General features: G+C 55.3%; 26 protein-coding genes. 11 read left to right on the top strand and 15 right to left on the bottom strand.

From position 1 onward, the window contains the following. The coding region (locus tag CGZ80_RS16775; protein ID WP_143543986.1) for a hypothetical protein at nt 1-953 on the bottom strand (953 nt) is incomplete at its 3' end. A gap of 279 nt (nt 954-1,232) precedes the next feature. On the opposite strand from CGZ80_RS16775, the gene CGZ80_RS16770 reads away from it, so the two are divergent. From CGZ80_RS16770 to CGZ80_RS16740, 7 genes are all read left to right on the top strand, one after another. Further along, nucleotides 1,233-2,366: a YdjY domain-containing protein gene (locus CGZ80_RS16770; RefSeq protein ID WP_143543985.1), complete on the top strand. Its 1,134-nt coding sequence runs from the start codon at nt 1,233-1,235 to the stop codon at nt 2,364-2,366. Nucleotides 2,367-2,566: 200 nt separating this feature from the next. After that, the gene (locus CGZ80_RS16765; RefSeq protein WP_094416513.1) at nt 2,567-3,217 is read left to right on the top strand and encodes a histidine kinase dimerization/phospho-acceptor domain-containing protein; all 651 of its coding nucleotides are present in this window, start codon (nt 2,567-2,569) and stop codon (nt 3,215-3,217) included. A 23-nt stretch (nt 3,218-3,240) separates the two neighbouring features. Continuing rightward, the gene (locus tag CGZ80_RS16760) at nt 3,241-3,741 is read left to right on the top strand and encodes a sensor histidine kinase (protein WP_094416510.1); all 501 of its coding nucleotides are present in this window, start codon (nt 3,241-3,243) and stop codon (nt 3,739-3,741) included. A gap of 16 nt (nt 3,742-3,757) precedes the next feature. After that, nucleotides 3,758-4,867 (top strand): HD-GYP domain-containing protein, encoded by a 1,110-nt coding sequence (locus tag CGZ80_RS16755; protein WP_094416508.1) that lies wholly within the window; start codon nt 3,758-3,760, stop codon nt 4,865-4,867. Nucleotides 4,868-4,885: 18 nt separating this feature from the next. Then, on the top strand, nt 4,886-5,347 hold the full coding sequence (locus tag CGZ80_RS16750) for a response regulator (RefSeq protein WP_094416506.1): 462 nt from the start codon (nt 4,886-4,888) through the stop codon (nt 5,345-5,347). Further along, entirely contained in the window at nt 5,344-6,669 is a 1,326-nt protein-coding gene (locus CGZ80_RS16745; protein ID WP_094416504.1) for an HD-GYP domain-containing protein, read from the top strand. The genes CGZ80_RS16750 and CGZ80_RS16745 overlap by 4 nt, the downstream gene beginning before the upstream one ends. Next, nucleotides 6,666-6,917: a hypothetical protein gene (locus CGZ80_RS16740; RefSeq protein WP_094416502.1), complete on the top strand. Its 252-nt coding sequence runs from the start codon at nt 6,666-6,668 to the stop codon at nt 6,915-6,917. Before CGZ80_RS16745 ends, CGZ80_RS16740 begins: the two co-directional genes overlap by 4 nt. 15 nt (nt 6,918-6,932) lie before the next feature. On the opposite strand, the gene CGZ80_RS16735 is transcribed toward CGZ80_RS16740, so the two are convergent. Continuing rightward, the gene (locus CGZ80_RS16735) at nt 6,933-7,748 is read right to left on the bottom strand and encodes a hypothetical protein (RefSeq protein WP_143543984.1); all 816 of its coding nucleotides are present in this window, start codon (nt 7,746-7,748) and stop codon (nt 6,933-6,935) included. 82 nt (nt 7,749-7,830) lie between these two features. Beyond that, nucleotides 7,831-8,535, bottom strand: a complete 705-nt coding sequence (locus CGZ80_RS16730) for a PTS sugar transporter subunit IIA (RefSeq protein ID WP_094416498.1) — start codon at nt 8,533-8,535, stop codon at nt 7,831-7,833. A gap of 346 nt (nt 8,536-8,881) precedes the next feature. Here CGZ80_RS16730 and CGZ80_RS16725 point away from each other — a divergent pair, with 346 nt between their 5' ends. The 3 genes from CGZ80_RS16725 to CGZ80_RS16715 all read left to right on the top strand — a co-directional run bounded on the left by CGZ80_RS16725 (nt 8,882) and on the right by CGZ80_RS16715 (nt 11,603). Then, a complete protein-coding gene (locus tag CGZ80_RS16725) occupies nt 8,882-10,303 on the top strand; it encodes a hypothetical protein (protein WP_094416496.1) in 1,422 nt (473 codons plus the stop codon). A 163-nt stretch (nt 10,304-10,466) separates the two neighbouring features. Further along, nucleotides 10,467-10,874 carry a hypothetical protein gene (locus tag CGZ80_RS16720; RefSeq protein ID WP_143543983.1) on the top strand — a complete coding sequence of 136 codons (408 nt, stop codon included), beginning with the start codon at nt 10,467-10,469 and terminating at the stop codon, nt 10,872-10,874. Between the two features lie 153 nt (nt 10,875-11,027). After that, the gene (locus tag CGZ80_RS16715; protein ID WP_094416492.1) at nt 11,028-11,603 is read left to right on the top strand and encodes a pyroglutamyl-peptidase I; all 576 of its coding nucleotides are present in this window, start codon (nt 11,028-11,030) and stop codon (nt 11,601-11,603) included. Between the two features lie 15 nt (nt 11,604-11,618). Here the strand turns inward: CGZ80_RS16715 and CGZ80_RS16710 are convergent, their stop codons facing one another. From CGZ80_RS16710 to CGZ80_RS16650, 12 genes are all read right to left on the bottom strand, one after another. Beyond that, a complete protein-coding gene (locus tag CGZ80_RS16710; protein WP_094416490.1) occupies nt 11,619-11,816 on the bottom strand; it encodes a hypothetical protein in 198 nt (65 codons plus the stop codon). Nucleotides 11,817-12,313: 497 nt separating this feature from the next. Next, nucleotides 12,314-13,306 carry a sigma-54-dependent transcriptional regulator gene (locus tag CGZ80_RS16700; protein WP_233148476.1) on the bottom strand — a complete coding sequence of 331 codons (993 nt, stop codon included), beginning with the start codon at nt 13,304-13,306 and terminating at the stop codon, nt 12,314-12,316. 259 nt (nt 13,307-13,565) lie between these two features. Further along, nucleotides 13,566-15,452 carry a response regulator gene (locus tag CGZ80_RS16695; protein WP_094416484.1) on the bottom strand — a complete coding sequence of 629 codons (1,887 nt, stop codon included), beginning with the start codon at nt 15,450-15,452 and terminating at the stop codon, nt 13,566-13,568. 236 nt (nt 15,453-15,688) lie between these two features. Then, the gene (locus CGZ80_RS16690; protein ID WP_094416482.1) at nt 15,689-16,246 is read right to left on the bottom strand and encodes a hypothetical protein; all 558 of its coding nucleotides are present in this window, start codon (nt 16,244-16,246) and stop codon (nt 15,689-15,691) included. A 30-nt stretch (nt 16,247-16,276) separates the two neighbouring features. After that, nucleotides 16,277-17,560, bottom strand: a complete 1,284-nt coding sequence (locus tag CGZ80_RS16685; RefSeq protein WP_233148475.1) for a vWA domain-containing protein — start codon at nt 17,558-17,560, stop codon at nt 16,277-16,279. A 54-nt stretch (nt 17,561-17,614) separates the two neighbouring features. Further along, nucleotides 17,615-18,043 (bottom strand): TadE/TadG family type IV pilus assembly protein, encoded by a 429-nt coding sequence (locus CGZ80_RS16680; protein WP_094416527.1) that lies wholly within the window; start codon nt 18,041-18,043, stop codon nt 17,615-17,617. A gap of 24 nt (nt 18,044-18,067) precedes the next feature. After that, nucleotides 18,068-18,556, bottom strand: coding sequence for a TadE family protein (locus CGZ80_RS16675; protein ID WP_094416480.1), 489 nt, complete (start codon nt 18,554-18,556; stop codon nt 18,068-18,070). A gap of 267 nt (nt 18,557-18,823) precedes the next feature. After that, nucleotides 18,824-19,900 carry a mannose-1-phosphate guanylyltransferase gene (locus tag CGZ80_RS16670; RefSeq protein WP_094416478.1) on the bottom strand — a complete coding sequence of 359 codons (1,077 nt, stop codon included), beginning with the start codon at nt 19,898-19,900 and terminating at the stop codon, nt 18,824-18,826. 55 nt (nt 19,901-19,955) lie between these two features. After that, on the bottom strand, nt 19,956-20,678 hold the full coding sequence (locus CGZ80_RS28695) for a Dabb family protein (RefSeq protein ID WP_233148473.1): 723 nt from the start codon (nt 20,676-20,678) through the stop codon (nt 19,956-19,958). Between the two features lie 118 nt (nt 20,679-20,796). Beyond that, a complete protein-coding gene (locus CGZ80_RS16660; protein ID WP_094416525.1) occupies nt 20,797-21,564 on the bottom strand; it encodes a TerC family protein in 768 nt (255 codons plus the stop codon). Nucleotides 21,565-21,891: 327 nt separating this feature from the next. Continuing rightward, nucleotides 21,892-22,416: a 3-hydroxyacyl-ACP dehydratase FabZ family protein gene (locus tag CGZ80_RS16655; RefSeq protein WP_094416476.1), complete on the bottom strand. Its 525-nt coding sequence runs from the start codon at nt 22,414-22,416 to the stop codon at nt 21,892-21,894. Nucleotides 22,417-22,562: 146 nt separating this feature from the next. After that, on the bottom strand, nt 22,563-23,603 hold the full coding sequence (locus CGZ80_RS16650) for an acyl-CoA desaturase (protein ID WP_094416474.1): 1,041 nt from the start codon (nt 23,601-23,603) through the stop codon (nt 22,563-22,565). A gap of 1,015 nt (nt 23,604-24,618) precedes the next feature. On the opposite strand from CGZ80_RS16650, the gene CGZ80_RS28690 reads away from it, so the two are divergent. After that, complete coding sequence (locus CGZ80_RS28690; protein WP_143543982.1) at nt 24,619-25,527, top strand: hypothetical protein; 909 nt, start codon at nt 24,619-24,621, stop codon at nt 25,525-25,527. The last annotated feature ends 70 nt before the right edge of the window (nt 25,528-25,597 follow it).

Here is a 25,597-nt window from a genome sequence, read left to right as displayed (position 1 = left end):
TGCAACAGACCACCGGCGCCGATGTCGACTCGTCGCGAACCATTCGCATGCGAACCTGTGGTAGCGGTCCAAGCGTTACTTCCTTCACCTCGTGACAAGGCAAGCGTCCAGACAGTCAACTCGCGTCCGACTTCGGCAAGTTTGACGAGCAGCTTTTCAAATCGTTTCTGCTGACGCTTCTTTTGACCGTGCAGTTGATCCGCAAACGCGTCAAGCAATCGTTGGCATCGGATCAACGATGCGAGTAGTAATCGCACATCACCGGGATACTCCAATGCCGCACCGACGCAATCTTCGGTCTGATCGATGAATCTCGCCAACGCTTGCAAGGCGTGTTCACCCATCCGCCGACATGACGGCAGGGGTTCCAAAAAGACACTGAGCGTCAAACCGATTTCGACGACTGCGATTTGGAATGCAGGGTGGGCGCCGTCCTGGTCCAACCAGGTCTCGCGAAATTCTTGGATGGTGCCCAGCAGTCCCCACCAGCTGGCTTCATCAAGATGCTTGAACAACCCCGGCAAAGAGGCGGCGGCAACGACCATCATCGCAGACTGTTTGATGGTCCACTCGTCACCCTGCATCGCCGCAAGGTCATTGATGTCAGCAAGGAGTTGCTGAATGTCGAGATCATTGAATCGCGGACTGTTGACTGCAGAATTCGTCGCGACCCGAGAAAGGAACTCGATGAAAAGTCCGCCATCGAATGGCTGAAGATTCGCCAAATCCAGTCCCCACCGATAGACACCACCCGATTTTGCGGCCGCACCAAAGATCGCTTTTGGCCCGAGCTCACGCTGCCGCTGCAGTACCTGTTTGCGTAGCGTCGTCCACTGAGTCAGCATCGGTGACGACACGTCGGACGCGGGAATATCGCGTTCCGCGGCGTCAGAATTCTCGATCATCTCTGGGCCTTCGATCGTATCGGTCATTGGGGGCAACTGGTCAGACATGGCAGATGATCGAAAAGAGGAGCGAAACCAAGCCCGACGAAAATTCCGCGTCGGAACGTCAGGTGTGCTCTTTGGCATCGTACCTGCACCGGATACGCTACCTTCAACAGTGGACTGAACCTCGTGATGGGAATTCGACAAGCCAAACGGCCTGTAGACCCGAGTTTCTTTGCCCAAGTTACCTAGTCTCGATCAGTCTTGCACCTACCCAGACCAGACATTGCTGTTGCCGTGCTCCAAGGCCGGCTTCGGCAACATCGACCGCCAAGAGGTATTGTCGTGATTCGCAAGCACAGCTTCCTAGTTCCCCTCGTGTTGATCGGATTGGTTGCCGCCGGATGCAACCGAGCCTCAGAGAAGGGTGGGCCAAAGTCGGCCGCTTCATCGACTTCGGAAGCGACCGTCGATTCACCACAGCAGACCACGACCACCGAAACTGGCAACGGAGCAGCGGTAACCGAATCAACGGACTCAAACAAATCACAATCTTCTGGCACCGCGATCGGTGCGGAAAGCGGTGATTCCAAGTCCGCGACACTTCCTCCAGTATCTCCGGCTGGTTCCGGGACCGACGAGATGTTGTCGTTGAACGGCCCAGGCGGAACGGAGGCTCCCACCGCGACGGAATCAGAAACGCCGGCAGCAAGTCGCTGGGACCGCGGACCATCTCCAGAGGACATTGCCGAAAAAGCGTTTCTGCCGCCTCCAGGTGGAACTTCACTCAGCAAAGATGGCCGACTGTGGATCGATGCGAAACGCAAACGAGTCTACATCGATGGCTATGTTGCGATGACGCGTGGCCCGTTAGAAATGTTTGCTTGCCCGGTCGGGACGAAAGAACATGAATCGATCGTCGCGGCACTGAGTCGATCCCGTGATGTCCACGCGGCGTTGCTCGCGATCGAAGCCACACCGGGAACGCCGGTTCGATTCCGCCCCACGTTTGTCCCGCCCACTGGGCAAGTCATCCGCGTTTGGGTTTGCTGGTACGACAAAGACGGCAAGTTCCAAGCGGTCGACGCACGTGAGTGGATCCATGACTTGGACATCGACGGTCCGATGAAGACCGAGTGGGTCTTCGCTGGCAGCGGTTTTTGGCAGGACCCAGAAGACAAACGGGAGTACTACGAAGCCGATGGTGGCGACATGATCTGCGTTTCGAATTTCTCGAGCGCGATGCTGGACGTGGCGATCAGCAGCAGTGCGGACGCGGATTCGCTGCGGTTCGAGCCGTTTGAAACCAAAATCCCGCCTCGCGACACCCCCGTGCGTCTGGTTCTCGTGCCTGTACCGAATCCAACGGATGACGACGACGCACAGGCAAAACCGAGCGACCAATCCGCTCCGGAAAGCGGCGATGTGCCCCGCGCAAATCAATCTGCTAACACGCCTAGTCCGTCAACGCAGTCATAACGATATCAGGCGTGACCCCGCCGTTTGGCGGCATGGCGTCAGTTTAATCGGTACGGTCCCTATGACTGCACACTTTCCGATAGCCTGATTGGAGTATCTCGCCCCCATCTTCAAAAGCCGTTAGACGCTGAAAACTGCAACGTAGGGTTTTCGGACAAAGTCGCTCACGCCGAGCGATTGCAGGATCCGGAGCCCACGACATGGCCTCGCCCCAAAACACGTTACTGCGTCTATTGAAACCCGATCGCTTGGTCTTTGCGGCGACGGTCTTTTTCCTCGCGACGATGCACCAGCATGCGTTCGAAGATCGCTTTGTTCTGATCCTGTATTACCTGGCCGCTGTCGGTGCCGCGTTCGCACTGGTTCGTCGCGGATCGTTGGGGTTTGCCACTGCGGTGGTCGCCATCGTTGCCGGAACGATGTTCGCTCAGCTGTACTACGCGGCCAAACCGACGGTCTGGAGCCCGATCTTTGATGCGGTGCGCGACATGATCGCACTCGGATCGATTCTGTACTTGACGCTCCGAGTCTTGATGGCGAGCTATCGGTTGCAACGTGAAGAAAAACAGCGTGCGATCGAAAATCAAATCCAAGAGCAACTTGTCGCAATGCGTGCTCAAGCGTTGCGACAAACGTCGCACGAAGTACGCACCCCGCTTTCGACGATCACCGCAATCAGCGAAACGTTGCTCGATGGGAGCACCGGTGATTTGAACGAAGCGCAGCAAGACTTTGTCAAAGACATCGACGACTCGGCGCATCACCTGTTGGCGCTCGTCAATGACATCTTGGACTATGCGAAGGCTGAAGCGGGGATGATCCGCTTGGCACCGCAACCGGTAGCCTCGTAGAACTGGTTGACCAGTGTGTGGCGATGGTCACGCCTCGTGCGAAAGAAAAATCGGTCACGTTGACCGCACAAGTGGATAGCCGACTGACCGAAGTAACCGCTGACCCGCTACGCCTTCGACAAATCTTGTTGAACTTGCTTTCCAATGCGATCAAGTACAACGAACCGGGCGGGACCGCGATCATCCAAATTCGACCGGACGACGAGCAACAGTTCCGAATCACCGTACGAGATACCGGACGCGGTATCGCTCCGGAACACATGAAGCACTTGTTCGAACCGTATTACCAAGCTGCGATTGCAGACCAAGGAATTGGCACCGGTTTAGGGCTGGCGATCATCAAACATTTGACCGAATTGCATGGCGGTTCGATCTCAGTGGAAAGCGTGGTTGAAACCGGAACCATGTTCACGATTCGTTTGCCACGAACAGCAGACGCTTTCGATTCCAACCATGACACGATCATCGACGAGACAGTACGGCCCGGCGATGCGGTATTCAACTACGACATGATGAGCGTCTGAGACGCAAGGTAGAACGATGACAACCGCAATTGATTGTGAACTCGATCACCACATCACGAAGGGCTTTGCCGAGACATTTTCGCAGGCGGCTGCCGAGGTCGACCAAAAGATGCGAATCTTGGTCGCCGACGGAAACGCAACCGTCCGCAAACTGCTGCGGCTTGCCCTTGGTGGCGAATCCTATGACATCACTGAAGCGACCAATGGTGCCGATGCGTTTTCAATCGCCACCGCGACTCCTGAACCGCACGCAATCTTGCTGGATGCCGGTATCAGCGGCGGAATGGATGGACTAACGGTCTGCCGGATGCTCAAAGACGACATGCAGTTCAGAACGATCCCGGTCGTGATGTTGACGACTTCGGGATCAAACGAAGAAATACAGGATGCAGTCGATGCTGGTGCGGATGAATTTCTTAGCAAGCCGATCAATCGCGGCGAATTGAATGTCCGCCTCCGTTCGATCACACGCCTGCACCGCGGCAATGCCGAAATGATCGGTGCGGAAAGCGTCGCGTTGTCTTTGGCCAGAGCCGTCGCCAGCAAGGACGGATATAGCAGCGGTCATGTCGAACAGGCAGCCAACTACGCCGTGTCCTTTGGAAAGGTACTGGGGATGGACGCGGGCGAACTCAAAACGCTTCGCTTCGGTGCGATCTTGCACAACGTCGGAAAGATCGCGATCCCGGATTCAATTCTTGAAAAGACCGGTCCGCTGACGCCACGCGAACGAGCGCTCTTTCACCAACATCCACGTGTCGGGTGTGATATCTGCGCGCCGCTTAAACCGCTCGCACCGGTTCTGCCAATCATTCGGCATCACAAAGAACATTTCGATGGTACCGGTTATCCGGACGGATTGCGGGCGAATGAGATCCCGCTGAAAGCTCAAATTGTTGGAATCGTGGACGTCTATAGCGCGTTGACGAATGATCGCCCGTTTCGGAGGGCAAAAACGCAAACGGAAGCCCTCGAAATCCTGAAACATCGCGCCAAGCAAGGAATGCATGACCCAGAATTAGTAGCACGATTCTGTCAGATGATCCTGGCAGACTCCGACGTGTCTCCTTGTCTCCCGCAGGATGAACTCCCAGCGGGTGCCACGACCGTTTCCTCGTCATCGTGAGCGCACTCTCCCACCACCATGACTTCCGATAGCAAGAAGATCCTTATCGCAGAAGACAATCCTGGATTGGCTCGGGTTCTTTCCTTCAAGTTCCAGTCCTGTGGATTTACGCCGATCACCTGTGCCGACGGGGCAACCGCCTGGGAAGCATTTCAGGACACCGAGATCGCCGCCGTCGTCAGCGACCACGAAATGCCAGCCTTGTCGGGCCTGGAACTGATCGCACGCATCCGCCAACTGCGGCCGGAGATGCCTTGCTTTCTCGTCACGGGGCGAAAGCTCGAACTCTCGCGTGACCCTCGCGTCATCGAACTTGGCGTACAGGAAGTCTTTGGTAAACCCTTTAGCCCCGCAGTCGTCGTTGAAGCAGTGGCAGAAGCGACACACACGACACTGCCAGAGCGAGATATCATTCCGCCGATCAACACTGTCGCTGGAACATTGACAGCGGTTCCAACGTTTCCGGGAGTTCACCAATGATTCAACAGTCTGGAGCCCCACAGCCAGATGAGTCAGTAGTCCCCACTGTCACCGGCGGAACCCCAAGCGATCTTGACCACTTCATCGCGATGCGAATCGCGAACGAAATCGGCTACGCGATCCACCTTTTCCAATCGGCTGACGAAGATGCATTTGCCCAGCAGACTCTCGCAGACCCTTCTCGTGTGCACTCTGTCGAGCACGAAGGGCATGTCCGCCAAGGGCTTGTTTTGCCACAAGGATCTGTCGCGGTCTGGCAATGCGAAGCGAACCATGCCAAACGAGTAGGCAACCATGCTCTTGCCATCTTACAACTCGTGACGGCGCGACACGAAAACAAACAGCTCCTTTCGGAAGTCGATTCGCTGACCAACCAAGTGATGCAGGACTTCGAAGAACTGTCGTTGATTCGAACATTGGCGTCCAGCTTAGAATTGCCACAGAGCGCCGAGGAAATCGACACGTTCGTGATTTCCTCGCTTCGTCCGCTGGCCGGCGGAGTGGGAGCACAGTCGATGGCGGCAGTGTTGATGGACGAACACCAAATGCGTTCGCCACTTTGGACCAATGCCAAGCTGCTCGAAGACCAAGTCGCTTGGGATCTGATCGAACAACTCCGAAACGAGACAAGCCAGCAGCCCGTCGTACGAAACGTCAACATCGGTTCGATCGCCGATGGTGGCGACGCGATCAACGAACTCGTGATGGTCGAGTGCAGCAGTGAAGGCCGGCTGCACGGTTGGGTCATCGCGTGCAACCGTATCAAAGACGAAATGGACGATTTGCCATGGGCTCAATTGGGCTTCACAACGGTGCAAGCTTCGTTGATGGAGACGGTTTCCAATCAACTTGCCTCGCAGCTCAATAACATTCGATTACTGCGTCAAAAGGAAGAGCTCTTTACCGATGTCATTCGGGCATTGGTCAATGCCGTCGAAGCGCGTGACCCCTATACATGCGGGCATAGCGAACGAGTCGCATGCTTCGCCCGATTACTCGCCTCGAAAATCGGTTTTAGCGCGATCGAATGTGAACGGATTTACTTGACGGGTCTACTGCACGATGTGGGCAAAATCGCGATCCCGGACGGAGTGCTGCAAAAGCCCAACGCACTCAACGACGAAGAACGTGCCATCATTGAAACGCACACGGATTCTGGCTGGAGAATCCTCCAAGAGCTCGACGCGCTGCAAGACATCCTGCCCGGTGTCCTGTACCACCACGAACATTGGGATGGTGGCGGATATCCAGACAAACTGGTCGGCGAAAACATCCCCATCGATGGACGCATCCTGGCGTCTGCGACGCATTTGATGCAATGACGAGTGACCGTCCTTATCGCGAGGGCATGTCAGTCGACCGTGCGGTGAAAATCCTTTCAGGAGGTGCGGGCGGTTACTGGGATCCGAATTTGATCGACGTCTTTCAGCAAAGCATCGACGAGATCAACGAGATTCGCCTAAGCCATCAACCGCGTACCCCCGCGTCCCGACCTTCGCCTGTCGACGGGATGCCGATCATCGGACTACCCGGAATCTCGGTCAGCCAATTTACCGGCGTCATCGCCTAGACACACTCAGCACGATCAAGCTGCGTTGCGTTCGAACGCTTGGTCGGCCACCGCGATCCGTTGAATCAATCGTCGGAAGTCGCCGGGCTTTGTGATCACCTGATCAAAGCCAGACGCGATCGCTTGTGCATGCAACTTCGGCGTGACAAAGCTACTGACCCAAACGTGCCGCGCGCCGCGTGGAACGTTTTTTGTGATCGTACGAAAACTCGATGCATCAATTGCCGAGTCATCCCACCAGTATTCGTCAAAGTGATGCACTCGGGAAAGCGATTCAGGAGCACAAGCGGCCACGGCAACCGCGCCGGTTTCGGCAATCGCCAACAGTGAATTTGCCATCGCAATGTCACGCGAAACGATTACCAAACTGACAGGCTGTTCGGTGCGATCCGCTAAGAAACCGCAGTGCTGGAGCAGGGCAGGTAAGGTGGTTTTCCAAGCGTGCCATGCGACCGCAGTTCCTCCGAAAGCATCGACCGGAGAAGGGCGACAGCCGGCACAAAGTGGGCCGAGCAGCAAAACGATCGATGCGATTGGATGTTGTTGTGTCAATCGTCGAAATGAATCCTGTCCGCGCGTCGAATCGTTGCTGTGACAGGATAAGATCGCCCGGACGTCGCTCGCCGGACGTTCGATCGCCTCTTCAAGACTTTCTCGATATGCGATTTGCGAAACGTTGCGTTCGCAGAATTCAAACGCATCTCTGAATGCAACTCGGTCACGACAGCCAATCCATAGCAGCGTTCCGGATTGAAGATTCGTCGCGGCGCGTTGCTCAAACGGGTTCGCCGTTTGCAAGCCGATTTTCGGCGAAGTCTCGTTCCTTGACATACCGTGCCCCGACACACCCTTTGATTTTGACAACTGAGAATCGGCGTTGGAGCAGTGTCGGGTGAGGAAGCGATCGCTTCGTCTAACCAACCGACATCAGCGACTCGGCTTCACGCAAACATTCCCAGGCTTCTTTTGGAGAAGCACACTGACGCAAGCGATCCAAGAAAGAATCAACCGAGATCAGTCGGCTGAGCTTGGCAAGGTTACGAAGGTGAGCGGCGTCGTCGTAAGAGCAGATCAGAAAAAAGATATCGGTCATATGGCCCGATTCGGAAAACGGGATCCGCGCCGGGCTGACAGCGAGTCCGATGACCGAGTCCGCCAAGATCGACGTCTGGGGACGGCGCGGGTGCATCAGTGCGACACCGCAATCAAGTGCTGTCGGGTGCATCTGTTCGCGACTTTTGACAGCCTCGGACATTGCCGGTGCGTCCCACATCAATCCAGACTGTGCTGCGAGCTCACAGATATTACGAATCACCGAGGAACGTGTCCGCGCAGAAAACGGAATCTCGATCGTCGCTTCGGTACAAAGTTCGTGGATCGGACGATCACTTGATTGATCCGTCATACGATCCACGACCGCTTGCATTTGATCCAATTCCGCCGTGTCATCACTGGCGCCGATCCGCTCCTCCAACCAGTGGTGAATCTCCGCTTCGCTGAATCTCCATTGTCCGGCAACTCTTCGACCGGGAATCCGGCCACGCATCACCATTTTTTCGACTTGTGGCGGCGTGATATGCAGGTATTGGGCAAGCTGGGCTAAGTCGAAATCTTCCATCTGATGTTCTTGTGGTCGCGGTTTCGCGATGTCAAAAGCTGTAAAAACCTACGGCAAATGGTCCCCCGCAAGACTGTCGAGGGCCAACGCACTGTATGTCAAACCGCCTCGATGTAGCAACGAGATAGTTTTCGGTTTCTTGGCGGATTTTCTAAAGTTTCACCCCTGGATCTTATTCTCGCTCTTGACCGGCGTGACGGCTGATCGCTATTTCCAACTGAAAACTTGCCCCCGGTCCGCTTAAGCCCCAATGTAAACAGGCTAAAGAAGCTTGAACGCCCCTTTCCGAAATCGCTCCCTTCGCAAACGCCCAAACCAACCTCTGTTGGGTTGGCCGATTCGGCTTGTGATCCAAGCCGTCGGCTTTGCGTTGATCGCGGCGTTCGCGACCGAAGGCGACCTATGGGCTCAGGGTGGGAACTCGCTGGACGTCCCGCAAACGCGATTGACGCCACTGGGAACAGCATTGCCTGGCGGGCAAACCTATCAAGGCGGTCAGAATTACCAAACGCCGCCAGACTTCACCAACCAGGGTTACAACAACCAAGGCTTCGGTACCGGCAATCTTGGTGCGCCGACGCTCGGTGGCATGCAAACCAATCCGAACGCCGCTGGAAACCTCGGCTCGCCACTCGGCTACCCGACGACTCCCAGCGGGACCTTCGATCCATACGCAGGCGGACCGGCTGGCGGATACATCGCGCCGTCACCTTACGCGGGTGCCCCGCAAACCTATGGAGCGAATCCGACGTTTGGCGGCTTAGGATCTTCGCCCGTGCTAACAAACCCCTTTGGTGGTTCGCCGGTCGCGATTCCTTCCAGCGGATACGCCGGTCCGTTGTTCAATGGCGGAGGGTATGGAAGCACCGGATACAACGGAACGATCATGGATCCCGCGATGACCGCCCCTGGTTATGCGGGTTCGCCATATCCCTCAGCGACTCCATCAACGTTGTTCCCCGGCGGAATCATGCAGCGTCCGGGGTCGCTTTTGCCACCGGTCGATCCATTCCGTTTGATTCAACGTGTCCGCATGCGACATACTTTTTTGGCCGATCCCGGTGACCACTCGGATATCAACACGACGGACATTGCCTTTGCCTTCGCCTTCCCGCGATTCTTTTGGTCGAATCAACCGTTATTCGTCGCCCCTTCGTTTTCATGGCACCAACCACATGAATACGACTTGTACGACGCGTTCGTCGACTTGGCATGGCAATCCGATCCGAACCAAATCGCCGGGGTGGAGTTACAATTCGGCGTTGGCGTATTCTCCGAATTCGGCGTGTACGATACCGACAGCCTTCGGCTTCGCGGCCGCGGTTTAGGCGTGTTCCGACTTTCGCCAGCGACCACGTTCAAAGTGGGTGTGCATTACCTCGACCGACAGCGAGTCAAAGTACTGCCAGCGGGCGGACTGTTTTGGCAACCCAACCCATTCACCAAGATCGACTTGTATTTCCCCCAACCGCGTTTATCAAAGTTCCTGGCGACCCTGGGGACCCAAGACGTCTGGTGGTATCTGACTGGCGAGTACGGCGAAGGTTCTTGGACGCGAAACGTGTTGAACGTCGAACGCCAAGCCGACATCAATGACATTCGTGCGATCTTCGGTTTAGAACTCGGCCGCAGCGATTTGATTCGCGCTGGTCGTCGAACTTGGTTTGCTGAGGTTGGCTATGTATTCGATCGCGAAATCTTTGTGAACGAACAACTGCACCAAGATCTCGACAGCACCTGGATGGTACGCCTGGGCGTCGGCTACTAGCGTGCCAACGTCACTAGTCAGCTAGCTTTTGTGATGCCGCTAACGTTCAACGATGTTGTGTCGAAGCAACATTGACGTTGCGATAAAACAACATCTTGATCGCGGCAATCGGCTTCTGCCCGTGTTTTTGACACTGGCACATGGAGTGCTTTTTGACGCGTCCATGAAGACGCATCATCACATTTTCGGACTGATCATCTGCCTCAGTTTGGCATTCGCTACGACGGGCTGCATCACACCAACGACCTTTCGCCAAGAGTACGGACGCTCGATCGGGCCTACCGATTCAGAAGCGTCGATACCGACCGGAATGCGTCGAACCAAGAACGGATGGGAAGACGCCTCGACCTGGGTTTGGGAAAACGGCAGGTCTCCTACATCGATCAACGGCTGGATCGAAGAACAACAAGATCGCGAACCGAGTTGGGTGCGGAAGGTTTTCGACCGCATTCGCTCAACGCCGCCACTCATGGTTGGCGTCATTCAAATCGCTTCGATCGCCGCGATTACCGCGATCGCTAAATCCGCTCGAAAAGTCTCCGCTCCGTCAAGCGACCGCGAAGAGAAGTGACAATCGGTAACCCATGATTAGGTAACCGACTGGATATTTGCGTTGCCTTGGGGGAGAGTTCTCACCCACGACGCCCCCCCACATGACCTGCGTGTCAGCTATCATAATTTCATGCCGACTCGCGATTCTTCATGCCCACATTGAAGTGCTGAAGTGACACGAATTCTATTGACCGCCTTTGAACCGTACGATCGCTGGAAAGAAAACGCCAGTTGGCTCGCCTTGGTCGATTTCACCAGTTGGTACGAAGGCGAACACGACATCACAACACGTCGCTACCCGGTCGACTATCAAAAACTCAAAGGCCTGCTGCGTGAAGACATCGCTGATGATTTCGATTTTGCCATCCATCTAGGACAAGCGCCAGGATCGACATTGATCCTGTTAGAAGCCGTTGGATTGAACTTACGCAACAATGGCGAGCCGTTGCTGGTCGACGCACCAGCGGCTTATCGTTCCAATCTCGATCTGATCCGAGGACAAGAACGATTGACAGCCGCAGGTATTCCAAGCGTCGTATCACATCATGCTGGAACGTATCTTTGCAACGCGGCTCTGTACTTGAGCCTGCACTACAGCCATGAGATGGGCCGGCGAACCGAGTCCGTGTTCGTGCACCTTCCGCTCACCCCAGCTCAAGTGGCAAGCGATGGTTCGAATCTCGCCAGCATGAGCACTCCGATGCAGAGCGCTGCAATCGCGTTGCTGATCGATGAGTTGACCAACTAGCTCAGTCGCACCTCGTTACGCTTCGCTCATCTGCTCATGGATAGGAAGCGATTCGCTCTGGCGGGCGGTTGGCAAGTTGCTTTGGCTGAAGGGTACAAGTGTTCCTGGTGGGAAGTGAAATGCTTTGATCTCGGGATGGTGCGTGCCTTCGATCAGCCCGACTTTAACAACGGTGCCATCAGCCAATTCAAGGGTATAGTCCAGCTCTTTCATCACTCACCTAATCGTACGTTTATCGCTAAACCAAAACACATCCCGCACGGATTGGTCCAGCTTGCCAACGACCTTCCATGCCTTTGAAGAACGCGATTGTTCCCAACAAGTCCGCATCGAGTTTGAAATATTCTGCGGCTTCTTTCTGATTCGTCCAAGAAACTTTGACAGCGCCCCTGCGAATGGGGGAACACCGTTGAATCTGCAGACCATCAGAGGGACACCGAACATTACGTCGAAGCAGAATCAGATTCGAACCGACTCTTTTCGCGTGACAGAAAACACGTCAAACACGCGCTCGCTTGTGCGAATTAATCCACTCAATCAGCGTCCTATGACGCATCGAATCGGAAAGCGGTTCCGTTGACGATCAATGATTTTTTCAACACGCGTTTGCTTCCGAAAACATCGTGTTAAACAATCTGATCGACTGTTCAGTCGGGGAATAAAAGACCAACTGATCAAGTGTAAAGTGCACTCGATCTACATCCGTCGGCTTAGTCGCCGAGGCCGTAGTCCTTGATTTTCTTATGCAGCGTATTACGGTTCATTCCCAAGCGTGTCGCGGCTTTGGTTTGCACGCCACCGCACGCTTCGAGAACTTGTGCGATCAACTCACGCTCCACGTGATCCACGACGTTGCGATGCAATTCTTGGGACGAATCACCGGCTTCAAGAATCCCTGACGTCACAACGGACTTGGTCAACGCTTGAAAGTCGCGTGGCTGACTCTCACCGGTCATCGGGTCGGTGCTGATCGGTTGGTTTTCGGTCACGCAACGCGGCAACAGCTCGTGTACCAGTTCGTCCGTCTCTGCCATCACGACGGCACGCTCGACATAGTTTTGCAACTCTCGAACGTTTCCAGGCCAATGGTAATTGCGCAAGGCCTCCATCGTTCCCGGACCGATATGAACGACATAGCGATCGTTCAGTTCGTTGTAGTAATCGAGAAAGTGCGAGACAAGCGAAGGGATGTCGTCGCGACGTTTCCGCAGCGGCGGGATTTCGATCGGCACCACATTGAGACGCCAATACAAGTCCTCACGAAAACGTCCGGCGCGAACCTCGCCCATTAAGTCTCGGTTACTTGCCGCGATAATTCGCACGTCGGTTCGCAGCGTATTGGTGTCACCAACGCGTTCGAATTCTTTCTCCTGAAGTACACGCAGCAATTTGACTTGCAAGGTCAACGACGTGCTGTTGATTTCATCGAGGAAGATCGTTCCGCCCTGAGCAGCTTCGAAACGTCCGGTCCGGTTGCTGACCGCCCCGGTAAATGCCCCGCGAACGTGGCCGAACAATTCGCTTTCTAGCAAGCTTTCGCTGAGTGCCCCACAGTTAACTCGCACGAACGGGCGCCCGCTACGGTGACTGAGGTTGTGGACGGCACCGGCGACAAGTTCTTTGCCGACACCGGTTTCTCCGAGAATCAGCACCGACGCGTTGCTTACCGCGACCCGGCGGGTCACTCGGTAAACCTCTCGCATCGCCGCACATTCACCGATGATCCCGGGAAGGGCTGTGTCGTGCGGTGTTGTCGCTGAATTGCCAAGCATTACGTTGGACGTCGATGCGAATTTGAATGGGGCTGCGAGACCGTTTTCTGGCCGATCTCGAACCGCCACTGGTAACTTGATTTCGTTGAACGATCACCCGTTCCGCCACGACTTGCGACGACGTCGCAAATGTCCACGAGCTCAATAGAGAAATTAGCGTTTTATGCGCTTCACCGGTACCCGGTGTTGATTAAGGACGATTCGAAACGCTTTGGAGAGCGGTTTGGGCATAATTTCGGAATCGGGCACGATCGCTCGGCGCCAGTGGGGCGAGTCGTTGCTTGGACTCGATCTCTGCGATGACCTCCGCAAAAGCCGCCGGACCGCCAGGAAGTGGCACCACCACAACCGCAGGCGTTTGCTCGCCAGTCCAACGCGTTGAACGCGACTCCAGTTTTGCCGCTGCAATCGCATCGGGGTGTACCGAATCATCGCTGAAGAAAACGATGGGAACCAATCGGCCACGTGGCAACCGTCGAATCCGGTCAACCAACTCAACGGCAGACGCATCGGTGAGCTGAATCTTGCTGACGACCATTCGCAGGTCGCCACCATCTGCTACCGCCCGTTCGGCCTGCATTGCATTGGTTGCCAAACGAACTTCGTGTCCCAGTTCGCCCAAGATGACTTCTTGTCGAACGGCAACAACCGGACGCGTTTCCACCAACACCGCGCTAGGCTGGTTAGACAACGAAGCCATCTCTGCGAGCGACTGTTGAACTTCGCTCGAGCCCGCAAAATAGATTTTATCGCCAGCATTTGCCAGCTCCGTCACTAACATTGTCGCTTCGTATCTCACGCGTGGCGACGGATGGCTCGTCGCCGCGGCGACTAGGGCTGATCGTTGATCGCCGTTGCCACGTAACTGTTCTGACGCAGGCTTCACCGCGAGGATCCGAATCACCCCAAGAGCAGCCGGTTCATCACCTTCGGCTTGACACTCTGTCAACGTTGCGAGCAAGAACGCGTCATCTACCAATCCACCATACGACGCCATCACGGCATCAACTTGGCTTTCATCACCCCAGTCCAAGTCAGCCATGATCCGATAGGACAGATCAGCCGCGATGACATTGCGAAGTGCATCGGGGGTTAGATTTGGCAGCCGGCGAATTTGCTGCGCCAGATCGTAGGCCTTGCGATAACAGCGATAAAGCTCTGTGCTTCGCGACGCTGACACCGACGACGCTTCTTCGGCGATTGCCCACATCGTTGCGGGGCTTTGGTCATTCGGCGTTCGCAGTGCGTCCCGCCGCAGCTGCCGCAATCGATCTAACAGATAAACGAGTGCGTCTCCGGCCGAATGCCCCGATGTCAAACGCTTTCCGACTTCCACTTCTGCCGCGGTCGCGTTACTCGCGAATCGGGCAGCAAAGGACCAAGCCAATGCCATCTCGCGGTCGGCGAGCGACTGGTACGCGACCAATGCATTCGCACGGACGTTCGCGTTTCCATAGAGTGCTAACTCCCCAACAGCATCGGTACCTTCTTGGCCGAACCGCTTCAGTACCTGCACGACCTTTTCGAACTGTTGCTGTGGAAGTCCTTGGCCAATCGCTTTGACCATTTCAACGATCGCCGCTTTTCCGCCGCGGAGCAAGGTTCGATTGGCGGCAAGGTTTTGATCGACGGAGCTGTTTGCCAATGCGGCAATTGCGGCAGTCAGTTTCTCCGGCGCTTGGTCTGACTGATCAAGCATCTGAGACATTTTCTCGATCGCCTTTTGCGCCGCCTCGGTCATCTCTTCTCGCAGCGACACCCGCAGTAACAAGGCGGCTCCGATCGTGCGAGCCGACGAAGCGACCACGGCATTGTCTTTCTCTTCGCCAATTTTTTCTAATTGGGAGGCTGCTTCGGTCCATGCTCCTACGCGAATCAGGCTCGCTGTCGCCCGCGCTCGATCATCGCCACCACGCGATGCAAGGGACCGTAGCTGACGGACCAGTTCATCCGGCCCACTTGATTGCACCGTTGTTGACTGCCCCACCCCCGATTGGTCGGCGTCGAATTGTGCGGTGGAGAAGGAAACCCACCCGACGGTGAGAACTACGGCTGGGGCGAAACGTCGAAACCACATGGCAAGTCTATGGGGGTAAAGAAAAGCGACTTCGGCTTGCGATATCTTAATCGGCTTGCCAGAGAATTGTTGTCCAGCCAAACAGAAGGAAGCCGTTTGCGTGCCGATTGTCGGACATCGCCGCCAAGGGGACGCCTGGGCGGAAGCTTTGCACGCACGATGGCCGGGGTTTTAGCGAGAAAATGCGATCCAGACCGCGGAACCATTGATAGGCTGCGGAACAAACCGGCAAAGAGCTATTCGGAGACTGGAGCGTCCTCGGCAACTTTTTCCAGTTCTTTGAGATACTCCCACTGAATCGATCCGGGAACAATTTCGTGTTCGCCGGCCTCTTTGCGAATCGACTCGACGATCGTCCTGTGGCTCTCGAGCCGCTTCTTCCAGTTTTCGACGACTTCGTGTCGGTCGGGAAGTTCACGGTCGCTGCCGTCGTTTTTTCGGCGGATCTGATCCTTCAAGTCGTCGTTCAGACCCATCGCGTAGTCAACATACTGCTCCGAGGGGATCCTTGCTTCGTATTCCAATTTCACGTCGGTAGCTTTGACCGAATCGTTTTCCTTGCGTTCCATCCTACGGAAAGGAGACGTGAATGCGATCGCCAACAGCGTGATTGAAAACAGATAGGAGAGTCCAACGGCCAGCAAACCAAATTTGCTACGAGGCAGGATTGAACGTCGATCGGAGTCACGGCGTCCGCCACCCAAGTCGTTGAAGACAGCACCTTGTCCATGATCGGTCTCACGGCGTTTGGGAACTGGCTGGTCGCCCGTCCCGCTCTTTTGTGGCTCTTCCATAGTGGTTGTTCCCCGTGGTTTCTCTGACCCTTACTCGGTCAAAATCGTTGGAAGGTTGTTTGCGATCTCTTCGAAGATCTGCACCAAGTCAGCCCCGGTCGCGGCGTGGTAGTGTTTTCCGCCGCCAATGGCAGCGACTTCACGCATCGTGTTTTGGTCGGCGCCCGAACCGAAGGTAACTGTGTGGATCGTGAGCAGATTGTTGGCGACAAGCGACCGTGCAATCGGCGCCGCCCAAGGCGATTGGTTTTCCATGCCGTCCGTCATGACGACCATCGTCTTCTCGGCAAAGGGGCGTGCGCGACCATCAATCAGGGACTGAATCCCCTGCTGCATTCCACGGCCGATCGCGGTATTTCCGCCGGTCGACAACTGATTGACTTTGTTACGAACGATTTGGTGATTCTTTTCCAACAGTGTGTCTAACGTCGCGTAGGTCGAATAACTCGCGACGGAAACCTGTTCTTCCTGGCTCGTTTCATCCAACACATCCAAGAACGCGTTCACCGCGGCCACCAGTTCGTCCCAAGGACGCTGCGGTGCAGGACCGTTGTTGAATAAATTTTCCCAGAGGTACTGTTGATAGTTCACCGCGTTGTACCCGGGGGCGTAGTAATACGTGTAGTTCCCGTGGTTGTACGTACGAGTGACAATCCCCTGCTGATACGCCCAATTGATCGACGAATTCGAATAAGGGTTCTCGCCGTATCCCCAATCGAAGGTGATATCGGCCATCGATCCCGATCGGTCCAAAATCAGCGAGATGTCACGGTCAACTTGCATCGCAACCGATGTCGCTTGGGTTTCGAACCGATCCATGTTCAACAGCCCGGGGATGATCAACGGCACGTTGCCTGACAATGAACCATTCAGCCGTTTGCCAGTCACGCGTACTGCGCTCGCAACTGTTCCGCTGCGAACATCCGGAGTCGGGATTTTGTTGAACTCGTAACGGCTATTCAGTCCGCCACGTTGTGTGCTGATTCCGAATTCGATTTCGCCGTCACTGTCCCCGCTACGCAAACGCAACGGGTCTCCATTGACTTGGTTCAAGGCAGCAGTCGCGACTGCCGCGTCCGTCGCTGCGTCAACTGTTTGGACTTCACTGAACGCACGACCTGCGGCTCGCGCCGCCGCATCAGTCGCAATCATCAGTTCAGTTCGCGTCAACTGCATGTGAGCTGCGTTGATCGCAAAAGCGGCCAGGATCGCCAAGACAGGCAGGAAGACTGCGGTCATTCCCATCACAGATCCACGACGACGAAGCGCCGTCTTTCGACTGACCGACCGTTGTTTAGCGTTGACGTCTAACATGATGTTGGGGCTCGATGCAAAGTGTCAAACAGGGTTCGAAAATTGAACGCTGCGTTATTGGTGGTAGTAGCCGTTGTAACGCTCCGTCTTCATCCGAGCGGTTGATTCAATGACCGCATCGGGCAGAAACAACGGCGCAAACAATGCGATCTCATTGAAATCGACTTTAACGGTGACCTCGATCATCGGCGTGTCTCGCGACAAATCGTTGACCGTCACCTCGTACCCCGTGGTCGTAATCATGTCCATCACCTCGGACGCGGCATCAATCGCCTCTCGTGATGTGGCTCCCGGAACGATCGCTTTGCGTGCCGCGAAATAGGCGGCGTCTTGCGCGAGGTTACGGATCATGTTCATCCGAGCGAACTCCATGCAGGTAAACACCAACACGAAAAAGATGTTCGCTATGATCGCAAACTCCACCATCGCTGCCCCACGGCGATCGCGTTTTGCTTGACGTCTCGAACGCTTTTGTCGATTCATGACTTGGTTTTCCATCGATCGCAATTAGTTGCTCGATAGGTTTTCATATTCTTTGCGCAATGTGACTGAAGCCGTTAAGTCTGTCCCGCCCCAAAACACGGACGGGATCAACAAGTTGCCTTCACAAGGAACGCTCACCGTCAACGTGACGTTATCGAGTGTCTCTGCAGACGAAAAATCGGGAGACCCAAATGTGCACGGATCACCCGTGTATTGAATATTCCGCTCGTCAAGAAATTCACGGACGCGCGCGGAAACATCGCCATTCGTTCGATCACGCCCGACGCCCATACGTGCACCCTCGTACGCCGCCAGAGTGATCGACTCCTTTAGAAACAACATCGAACACATATCAATCGTGCCGATCGTCAGCGCCAGGAGTGCTGGAAGACAAATCGCGAACTCGACAGTTGCGACACCGCGACGGCGAGAACGCCGGCGGATTGTTCGACGACACGGCACGGACTCACCGACTCTGGGCGATCGCGCGGCGGAGCGTCTCGTTGAGAACATGGTTGGAATGAGGGTTGGCGACTCAAAATCTAGGTCTATTTAGGGGAAACCTAGCTCGAGAAGTGGCCGCCAGACGACTAAAACCACCAAGGTTGGCGGCAAAAGTACGCCAATTTCAACTTCTTGACTGAAACGCAATGCCGCACACGTTGCGAAAAGGCAACGCGTGCAGTGTCAAGAGAACAGGAATCGCGATTGGCGACGACAGAAACCGGGCTCGACGCTCGGCTCTTCATACAGCATCGATCGCGAATCTCGGAACACGATCTACAACCGATCAACCCGAGAGTTTTGTTCGAGCAATTTAACCGCTTCACGAACACGCTCCTCGGCGTGCTTCGGGGCGACCAAGGTTGCATCTTTGGTATGAACGACAATCAAGTCCTCCACACCAATGGTCACGATCGTATGGTCTGAATCACCAAAGATGATTGATCCTGTCGTATCGATTCCGATATGGTCACCCACCGCAGTGTTGCCTGCTTGGTCCGAAGGATGCAGACGCCCAAGTGATTGCCAGCTTCCCAAGTCGTCCCATGAAAAACCTGCTTCGATCACGACGACGTTCTTGTAGGTTTCCATCACGGCATAGTCGATCGAGGTTCCCGAGATCGCTTTGAATTCTCGATCCAAGACGTCTTCATATTCGGGGGTATCAATCGCGGCGGCGATCTTTTCGATGTGGGCGAACATCTCAGGCTGGTTGGCCTTCAATGCGTCGAGGATCGTTTTCGCCTTCCACAAAAAGATGCCGCTGTTCCAATAAAAGTCACCCGACTCCAAATACTTCGTCGCGGTTTCGCAATCTGGCTTTTCACGGAACTGTTCGACAGCGAACGCTTTATCGGAATCGCCCTCGATCGATTGACCACGTTGGATGTAGCCGAACGATTCCGCTGGGTAAGTCGGTTTGATCCCAAACGTCACGATCCGAGTGGGATCATCTTCCACCAGCTTTTCGGCGGCTTTCAAGTCCGCACAGAATTGCTCGTCGGTCCCAATCACATGATCGGAAGGCATCACGGCCATAATGGCTTCGGGATCACGCGCCGCAATTAACGATGCCGCCAAGCCGATACACGGTGCGGTGTCTCGCTTGGCTGGCTCCCCAATGACATTGCTCGCCGGCAGAGCGGGCAACTGTTCGGAAATCGCATCGACAAGCACCTGATTGGTCAAAATCAACTGGCGATCCGCCGGAACCAACCCGCCCAATCGCTGGCTGGTCGATTGAATCATCGTGTCAGAACCCGACAAGGCAAGCAGTTGCTTTGGACGCAACTTGCGGCTCGCAGGCCAAAAACGGGTTCCACTACCACCGGCCATGATGACGGCATACAACATCAGATGCTTTTCAAAATTGGAGTCGAGCGAGTTGATTGACTTGGCTGCGTAGCGACTAAGGGCTCTTCGCCCAGAAGTCCAACACACGTACTTTGCTGAGAACAGGTTTCAACACTGTCACGAATGCTTGGTGAGCCGGATGCGGCAAGTACTCTTTGCGACCTTGCTCGCTATCGAACGTCACCAAGAAACAATGTGTGAAACCTTGATTTAACTTTTCGGGGCTAACATTCGTGCCCCACTCAAACGCTTTGATCGTGTCGATCTTTCCTGGCAGGGCGGCAAAAGCGTTTTCGACTTGTTGGACACCTTCCTTCGGTGCGTCGGCTTTGAATTCGAAAAAGACCGCGTGCAACAGCGGCTGATCGAGCTTCGGCTGTTCGGGGTCGCCCCAGTAATCGACCACGAACGCATTTTCCATGTGTGGACGCAGCACGTTGCCGAATTCTTTGTGGGCCGGATGGGGCAGATATTTCGCGCGTCCCGCTTCGTCTTTAAACGAGAGCAAGAAACAGTGCGTGTACCCATCATCCAATCCCTCGGGGCTGTTGTTGACGCCGTATTGCAAGTCGACGATCGAGTCGATTTTGCTAGGCAGTGCCACGAAAGCGTCGACGACAGATTGGACATCCGCTTCGCTGGCCGAGTCTTTGAAATCCAGGAACACCGCGTGCCTTAGTAGACCGGTCGGCTTCACGGGAGAAGATTCGTTTTCGGCACGAACGGTCGCGGACATAACGATCGCCAAGCAGACAGTTGGAAGGAAGAGTCGGATCATGGGAGTACTTCGATTCTGTGGGTGGGGGTTTCGGTGGGTGGGAGAGATCGTGTTCGGATCAAACACGGAAAACGCGAACACGGCGGGGCAATACGATGCGTTCATGATAGTCGACCTATCAAGCGTTCGCCTTGGCAGCCGCCAATCGCTGGCGTTCTTTCTCCTGCATCAGTTTTCGCTGGTAACGTCCCTGCACCACATCCACAATGATCAACACAATCAGGACAAAGTAAAACGTCGATTTAGCCATGGGGTGAACGTGGTACCCAAACAACTGGATTTCGGCGAGGTGTCCACCTTCGCTGACCAGCATCACGCCGACGATGAAGAGGATGAACAATCCTAGGACTTCGTACATTCGGTTCTTCTTCAAAAACTCCGCCACATGATCCGCCAGCCAAATCATCAACAATCCGCTGATCACGATCGCGGTCGCCATGATGGCCAGGCTCTTGGTCAACGCCATCGCACTGAGAATCGAATCAAACGAAAAGACAAGGTTCATCACCACGATCAACGCGATCGCTTTTCCGACAGATGACTTTTCAGCGCCGCCTTCGCCACCGTGATCAAGGTCGTCCGCGGCGAGCAGGTGATAGATTTCCTTGACGGCAGTCCAAAGGATAAACGCCCCACCGCCAATCACGATCAAGCTGTGTCCGGACACGCTGAGTGACAGCGGCGTCGAACTGAATTCGAAGAATGATTCCTGAAGTAATTCGATCAACTTGACCACGACGAACAGCAGCACAATCCGGAACACGATTGCCAGACCGATGCCCCACTTGCGAACCTTCGACTGGTCTTGCTCGGCAACCCGTTTGCTTTCGATCGAAATATAAAGCAGGTTGTCGAATCCGAGCACCGCCTGCAGCAGGACCAGCATGCCAAGCGTGATCATACCGCCCACCGAAAACAGACTGTCGGCAGCCATCTCACCAGCTTTCGCGGCAGCCTCCGAAGAGGCCTCCGCTGCACCGGTTTCAGCCATCAGGCCAATCAATCCGCCGAGCTCCATCATCGAATTTAGATCTATCATCGCTGCCACTGAGTTGAAAAAGCCTGTCCGAATTCTGGGCCTAAGGAGACCAGCGTGCGGCGGTTGGGCCGCGACTCCTCCTGACCAAAGGGGATTATGACGCGGCCCCCTTCACTTACTCAACCCGGCGAATACCGGCGATTGGCAGATCTCATCGTAGATTCACAACGATGATCAGCCCTCGCCGTTTTCGCCCACCAGCGTCGATGACAGGATGTTGGCCAATTGGAAGCCGTTATCCATGATTGCGGTTTCTCCCTTCAACACTCGGCCTCGAAATTCGAAGCAGTTGGCCAATTGATCCGTCAACTCCACGATTACTTTCAAACGATCGCCTGGCCGGGCAAAGCCGCGATATTTCGCGTGATTGACTCGCACCAACACACCAAGTGCGAACTCGTTGACGCCAGGATCCGACGTATCAAAGGATTCCATCGGGTTGTACTCAGCCGCGATCAGAATGCCCGCTGACTGAGTTGTCACCTCTTGCATCAATGCCCCTGGCAGCACAGGTGCTCCGGGAAAATGCCCTGCCGAATAGAACGTCTCCGTCCCAACCACCGCTTCGGTCTCGATTCGGTCCCTCGAGATTTCGGAAATCGATTCGACCAACAAATACGGCGCTCGATGATGCAGGTACTGCTCGACTTTGGGGAATCGATGCTGGAAGTAACGTGTGGATTGCAGATTCGTTGTCATAGTTCGTGATCCAACAGAAAAACCCGATCGGACAGAATCCGATCGGGCATCAATCAGGTGTGTGGACCCAAGATTGGGTCATTCCCACACGGTATTGTCAATCGTGGTCAAGCGAAACGATGCTGCGTTACCCGCGTGACCTTTCACTAGGCCGAAGCCTTCGCGTCACGAGCTTTCTTTTCGGCGATCGTACGGTAGTCGACAACGTCCCAGACCAACCCAACGGCGCGGAACAACTTGATCGCCTGCCATGTGATATCGAATTCCCACCACTTATGACCGTGCTTGGCCATACGTGGGTGAGCGTGGTGATTGTTGTGCCACCCTTCACCGTAGGCAACGATCGCGACCAACCAGTTGTTGCGGCTGTCGTCAGTGGTTTCGTAGTTCTTGTAACCCCACATGTGTGAAGCACTGTTGACCATCCACGTCGCGTGCAGAACACCGACCAAGCGGACGAACACGCCCCAGACGACCAACGAGGTTCCCATTTCAACGCCACTGAAGTAGTAGCCCAGTCCGAACAGGATGAATCCCGAAGCGATGTGAATCGGCAAAAACATGTAATCCATGAATCGCATACCGCGAAGCTTGTACATGTCTGGCGCCCACTTCTGCAGGTACGCTTTGCGGTCACCATTGTGGGTGTGATAAGCGAGCCAGAAAATGTGGCTCCACCATCCGCCATCGTGTGGCGAGTGCGGGTCGCCCTCGTGGTCGCTGTTTTTGTGGTGGTTGCGGTGGTCAGCAACCCAGTCGAGTGGGGTTCCTTCGCCAGCCAAGCAACCGATGCTCGTCAAAACGTACTTGAACCAAGTTGGCGTTTTCATCCCCGCATGGGTTAGCAAACGGTGGTAGCACAAGCAGATCCCGATGCTGCCGGTCAGCCAGTGCAGGACGAGCGCGACGGCCAAGCCTTGCCAGGTGAAAGTCAACGGTGCGCCGATCAAAACGACCAGGTGCGCCATCCCAAGCCATCCGATCGCCCACCACGAGATATTTGCCGCTCGCTTACGATCTCGTGCAGGGATCCCCGAAAGGTTCACGCCTGGATTATTGCGTTTGGTTTCAACAGTTACCGCATCACCGGTCGCGACGTCCTGCGCCACTTCGACGTCCGCATATTCGAGTCGCTGTGACTTGCCCGGTTTTTTCTTCTTCTTAGGGGTTTCGATTACGTTCGCCATCGTGACGGAGTCCGTTGTGGGAGGTCTAAAGCTGCTAGCAGGTGCTCGAACCTTGATTTGCCAGCAAGAGTCGCTTCGCTTTTGCGAGGCCGAGCAACAATCGGAACGCGGGGAAGTTTACGAAGTTGTTGTTCCGTGTCTGTCTCGACATAGACCGTTTCATGTAACAACGATGTAAAAGATTGTTTCTGGACCGACGATGGGGGGATTCAATCGCGTGTTTGACGCACACACCCCGTCGTTTGAGCGGGGGCAACCCTCCTGCTGCAGACGCATTGGCCTCCTGCTGCAGATGGATTGGGAAAGATTCGTCCGCCACGAGCCGCGGTTGTCGGTCAATCGATGACGTACTTTGCACCGGCAAAGTCAACCTAAATGGGCAGACCTGCATTCTGAAAACAAAGTTGAAACCATTCGCTTGTTCACCCTCAGAGAAACCGGACCACGGTGGCTCATTTGGACGATGGATCAAATTACCGGTGAGAGCGAACTGTTTGGTTGGCTCGGCGCTGGCGAACAGGATTGCGGTGACCGTCGAAGTGCTGTGGGAGCATTCCGAAGGTCACTTGCAAACTTGCGATTTCAAACGATTCGGTTGAGTCTCCGATGACCTCGGAGGCTCAACCGTTTTTTGTTCCCTCGCAACCAGCGAATCGACCTCTAGTTGGCAATTTTCCGCCAACAGATCCGACGTTTGCCGCTGTCCGATTACCCGCCCTGTTCCGGTTTTGCGATTTTCTATCTTTCCACTGGGATCTTCGGAACCTTTTGTCTTGGTTCCAGCTTTTCGCCGAACTATGCTGAAAGCGGCAAGAGGAAACGATTCTGCGCATCCCCTGGGGAATATCGGAACGCAGATCTCGACGCCTTCTTCCTCTCACCCCCGGTTTCACCAGACTCGATCCGGCTGGCCACACGTGGTCGCTGGCGGGGCGGTGTTGGTATCCCCAAACCTCGTCGTTTCCGGGCGACAGCCTCATCACCGGGCGACAACAATCGCACAAGGAACTCCGCAGTGTTCTATCGACTCGAAATGCCTTCTATTCGCAAATTCTCGCGGCGCGTCTTCGGTGGTGCGTTCGCAGCTACGCTCGCTCTCGTCGCTTCGACAGCGGTTGCTGATGTCCCGGCCGAACCCCAAGCTGCCGAGACCGAATTCTTCGCCGCCATGGACGAAGGAAAGATCGATGTCAAATTCATTCCGATCAGTGCTGCCAAAGCAAACGTCTTGGTTCGCAACCTGACCGACCAACCCATGGAACTGCGTCTTCCCTCCGCATTCGCCGGTGTCCCCATCAACCGCCAGATGGGTGGAATGGGCGGCATGGGTGGAATGGGAGGCGGTATGGGTGGTATGGGCGGTGGCATGGGCGGTGGCGGTGGCGGCGGTCAAGCCATGGGTGGTGGCATGGGCGGCGGCGGAATGGGAGGCATGGGCGGCGGAATGGGTGGTATGGGCGGCGGCATGGGTGGCATGGGCGGCATGATGCGTGTCGCACCCAATCGCCAACAGAAGCTGGCCGTGACGACCGTTTGCTTGGAACATGGCAAGCCCGACCCGACCCCGAAAATGGCTTACAAAATCGTTCCGCTGGGAATGGTCACCGGCGACGAACGCGTTCACGTTCTTTGCGAAGCACTTGGCAACCAACAAGTCGCGCAAAACACCGCACAAGCGGCCGCGTGGAACCTGATGGACAAAATGTCGTGGCAAGAACTGGCCGCGAAAAACCGCGTCGAGAGCCAGTACACCGGCAACATCCGCTGGTTCTCGCCAATCGAACTCCGCTCGGCGATGGCCGTTGTTGGTGAAGCGACTCGTATCGCCGAAGCCCGCCAATCAGAAACCGGTTCGGAATCGTTGTCAGGAGACTCACTCTCGGACGATTCGCAATCGCAAAGCTCACTCAGCGAAGACAGCTGAGCTCGCTTTTTGAACGATCGACTGACCTATCACAGAAACGCTGCCGCGTCACTTCGGCAGCGTTTTTTTG

The organism is Rhodopirellula sp. MGV, assembly GCF_002251265.1.
GTDB lineage: Bacteria > Planctomycetota > Planctomycetia > Pirellulales > Pirellulaceae > Stieleria > Stieleria baltica_A.
This window is presented reverse-complemented; position numbering and strand designations above follow the sequence as displayed.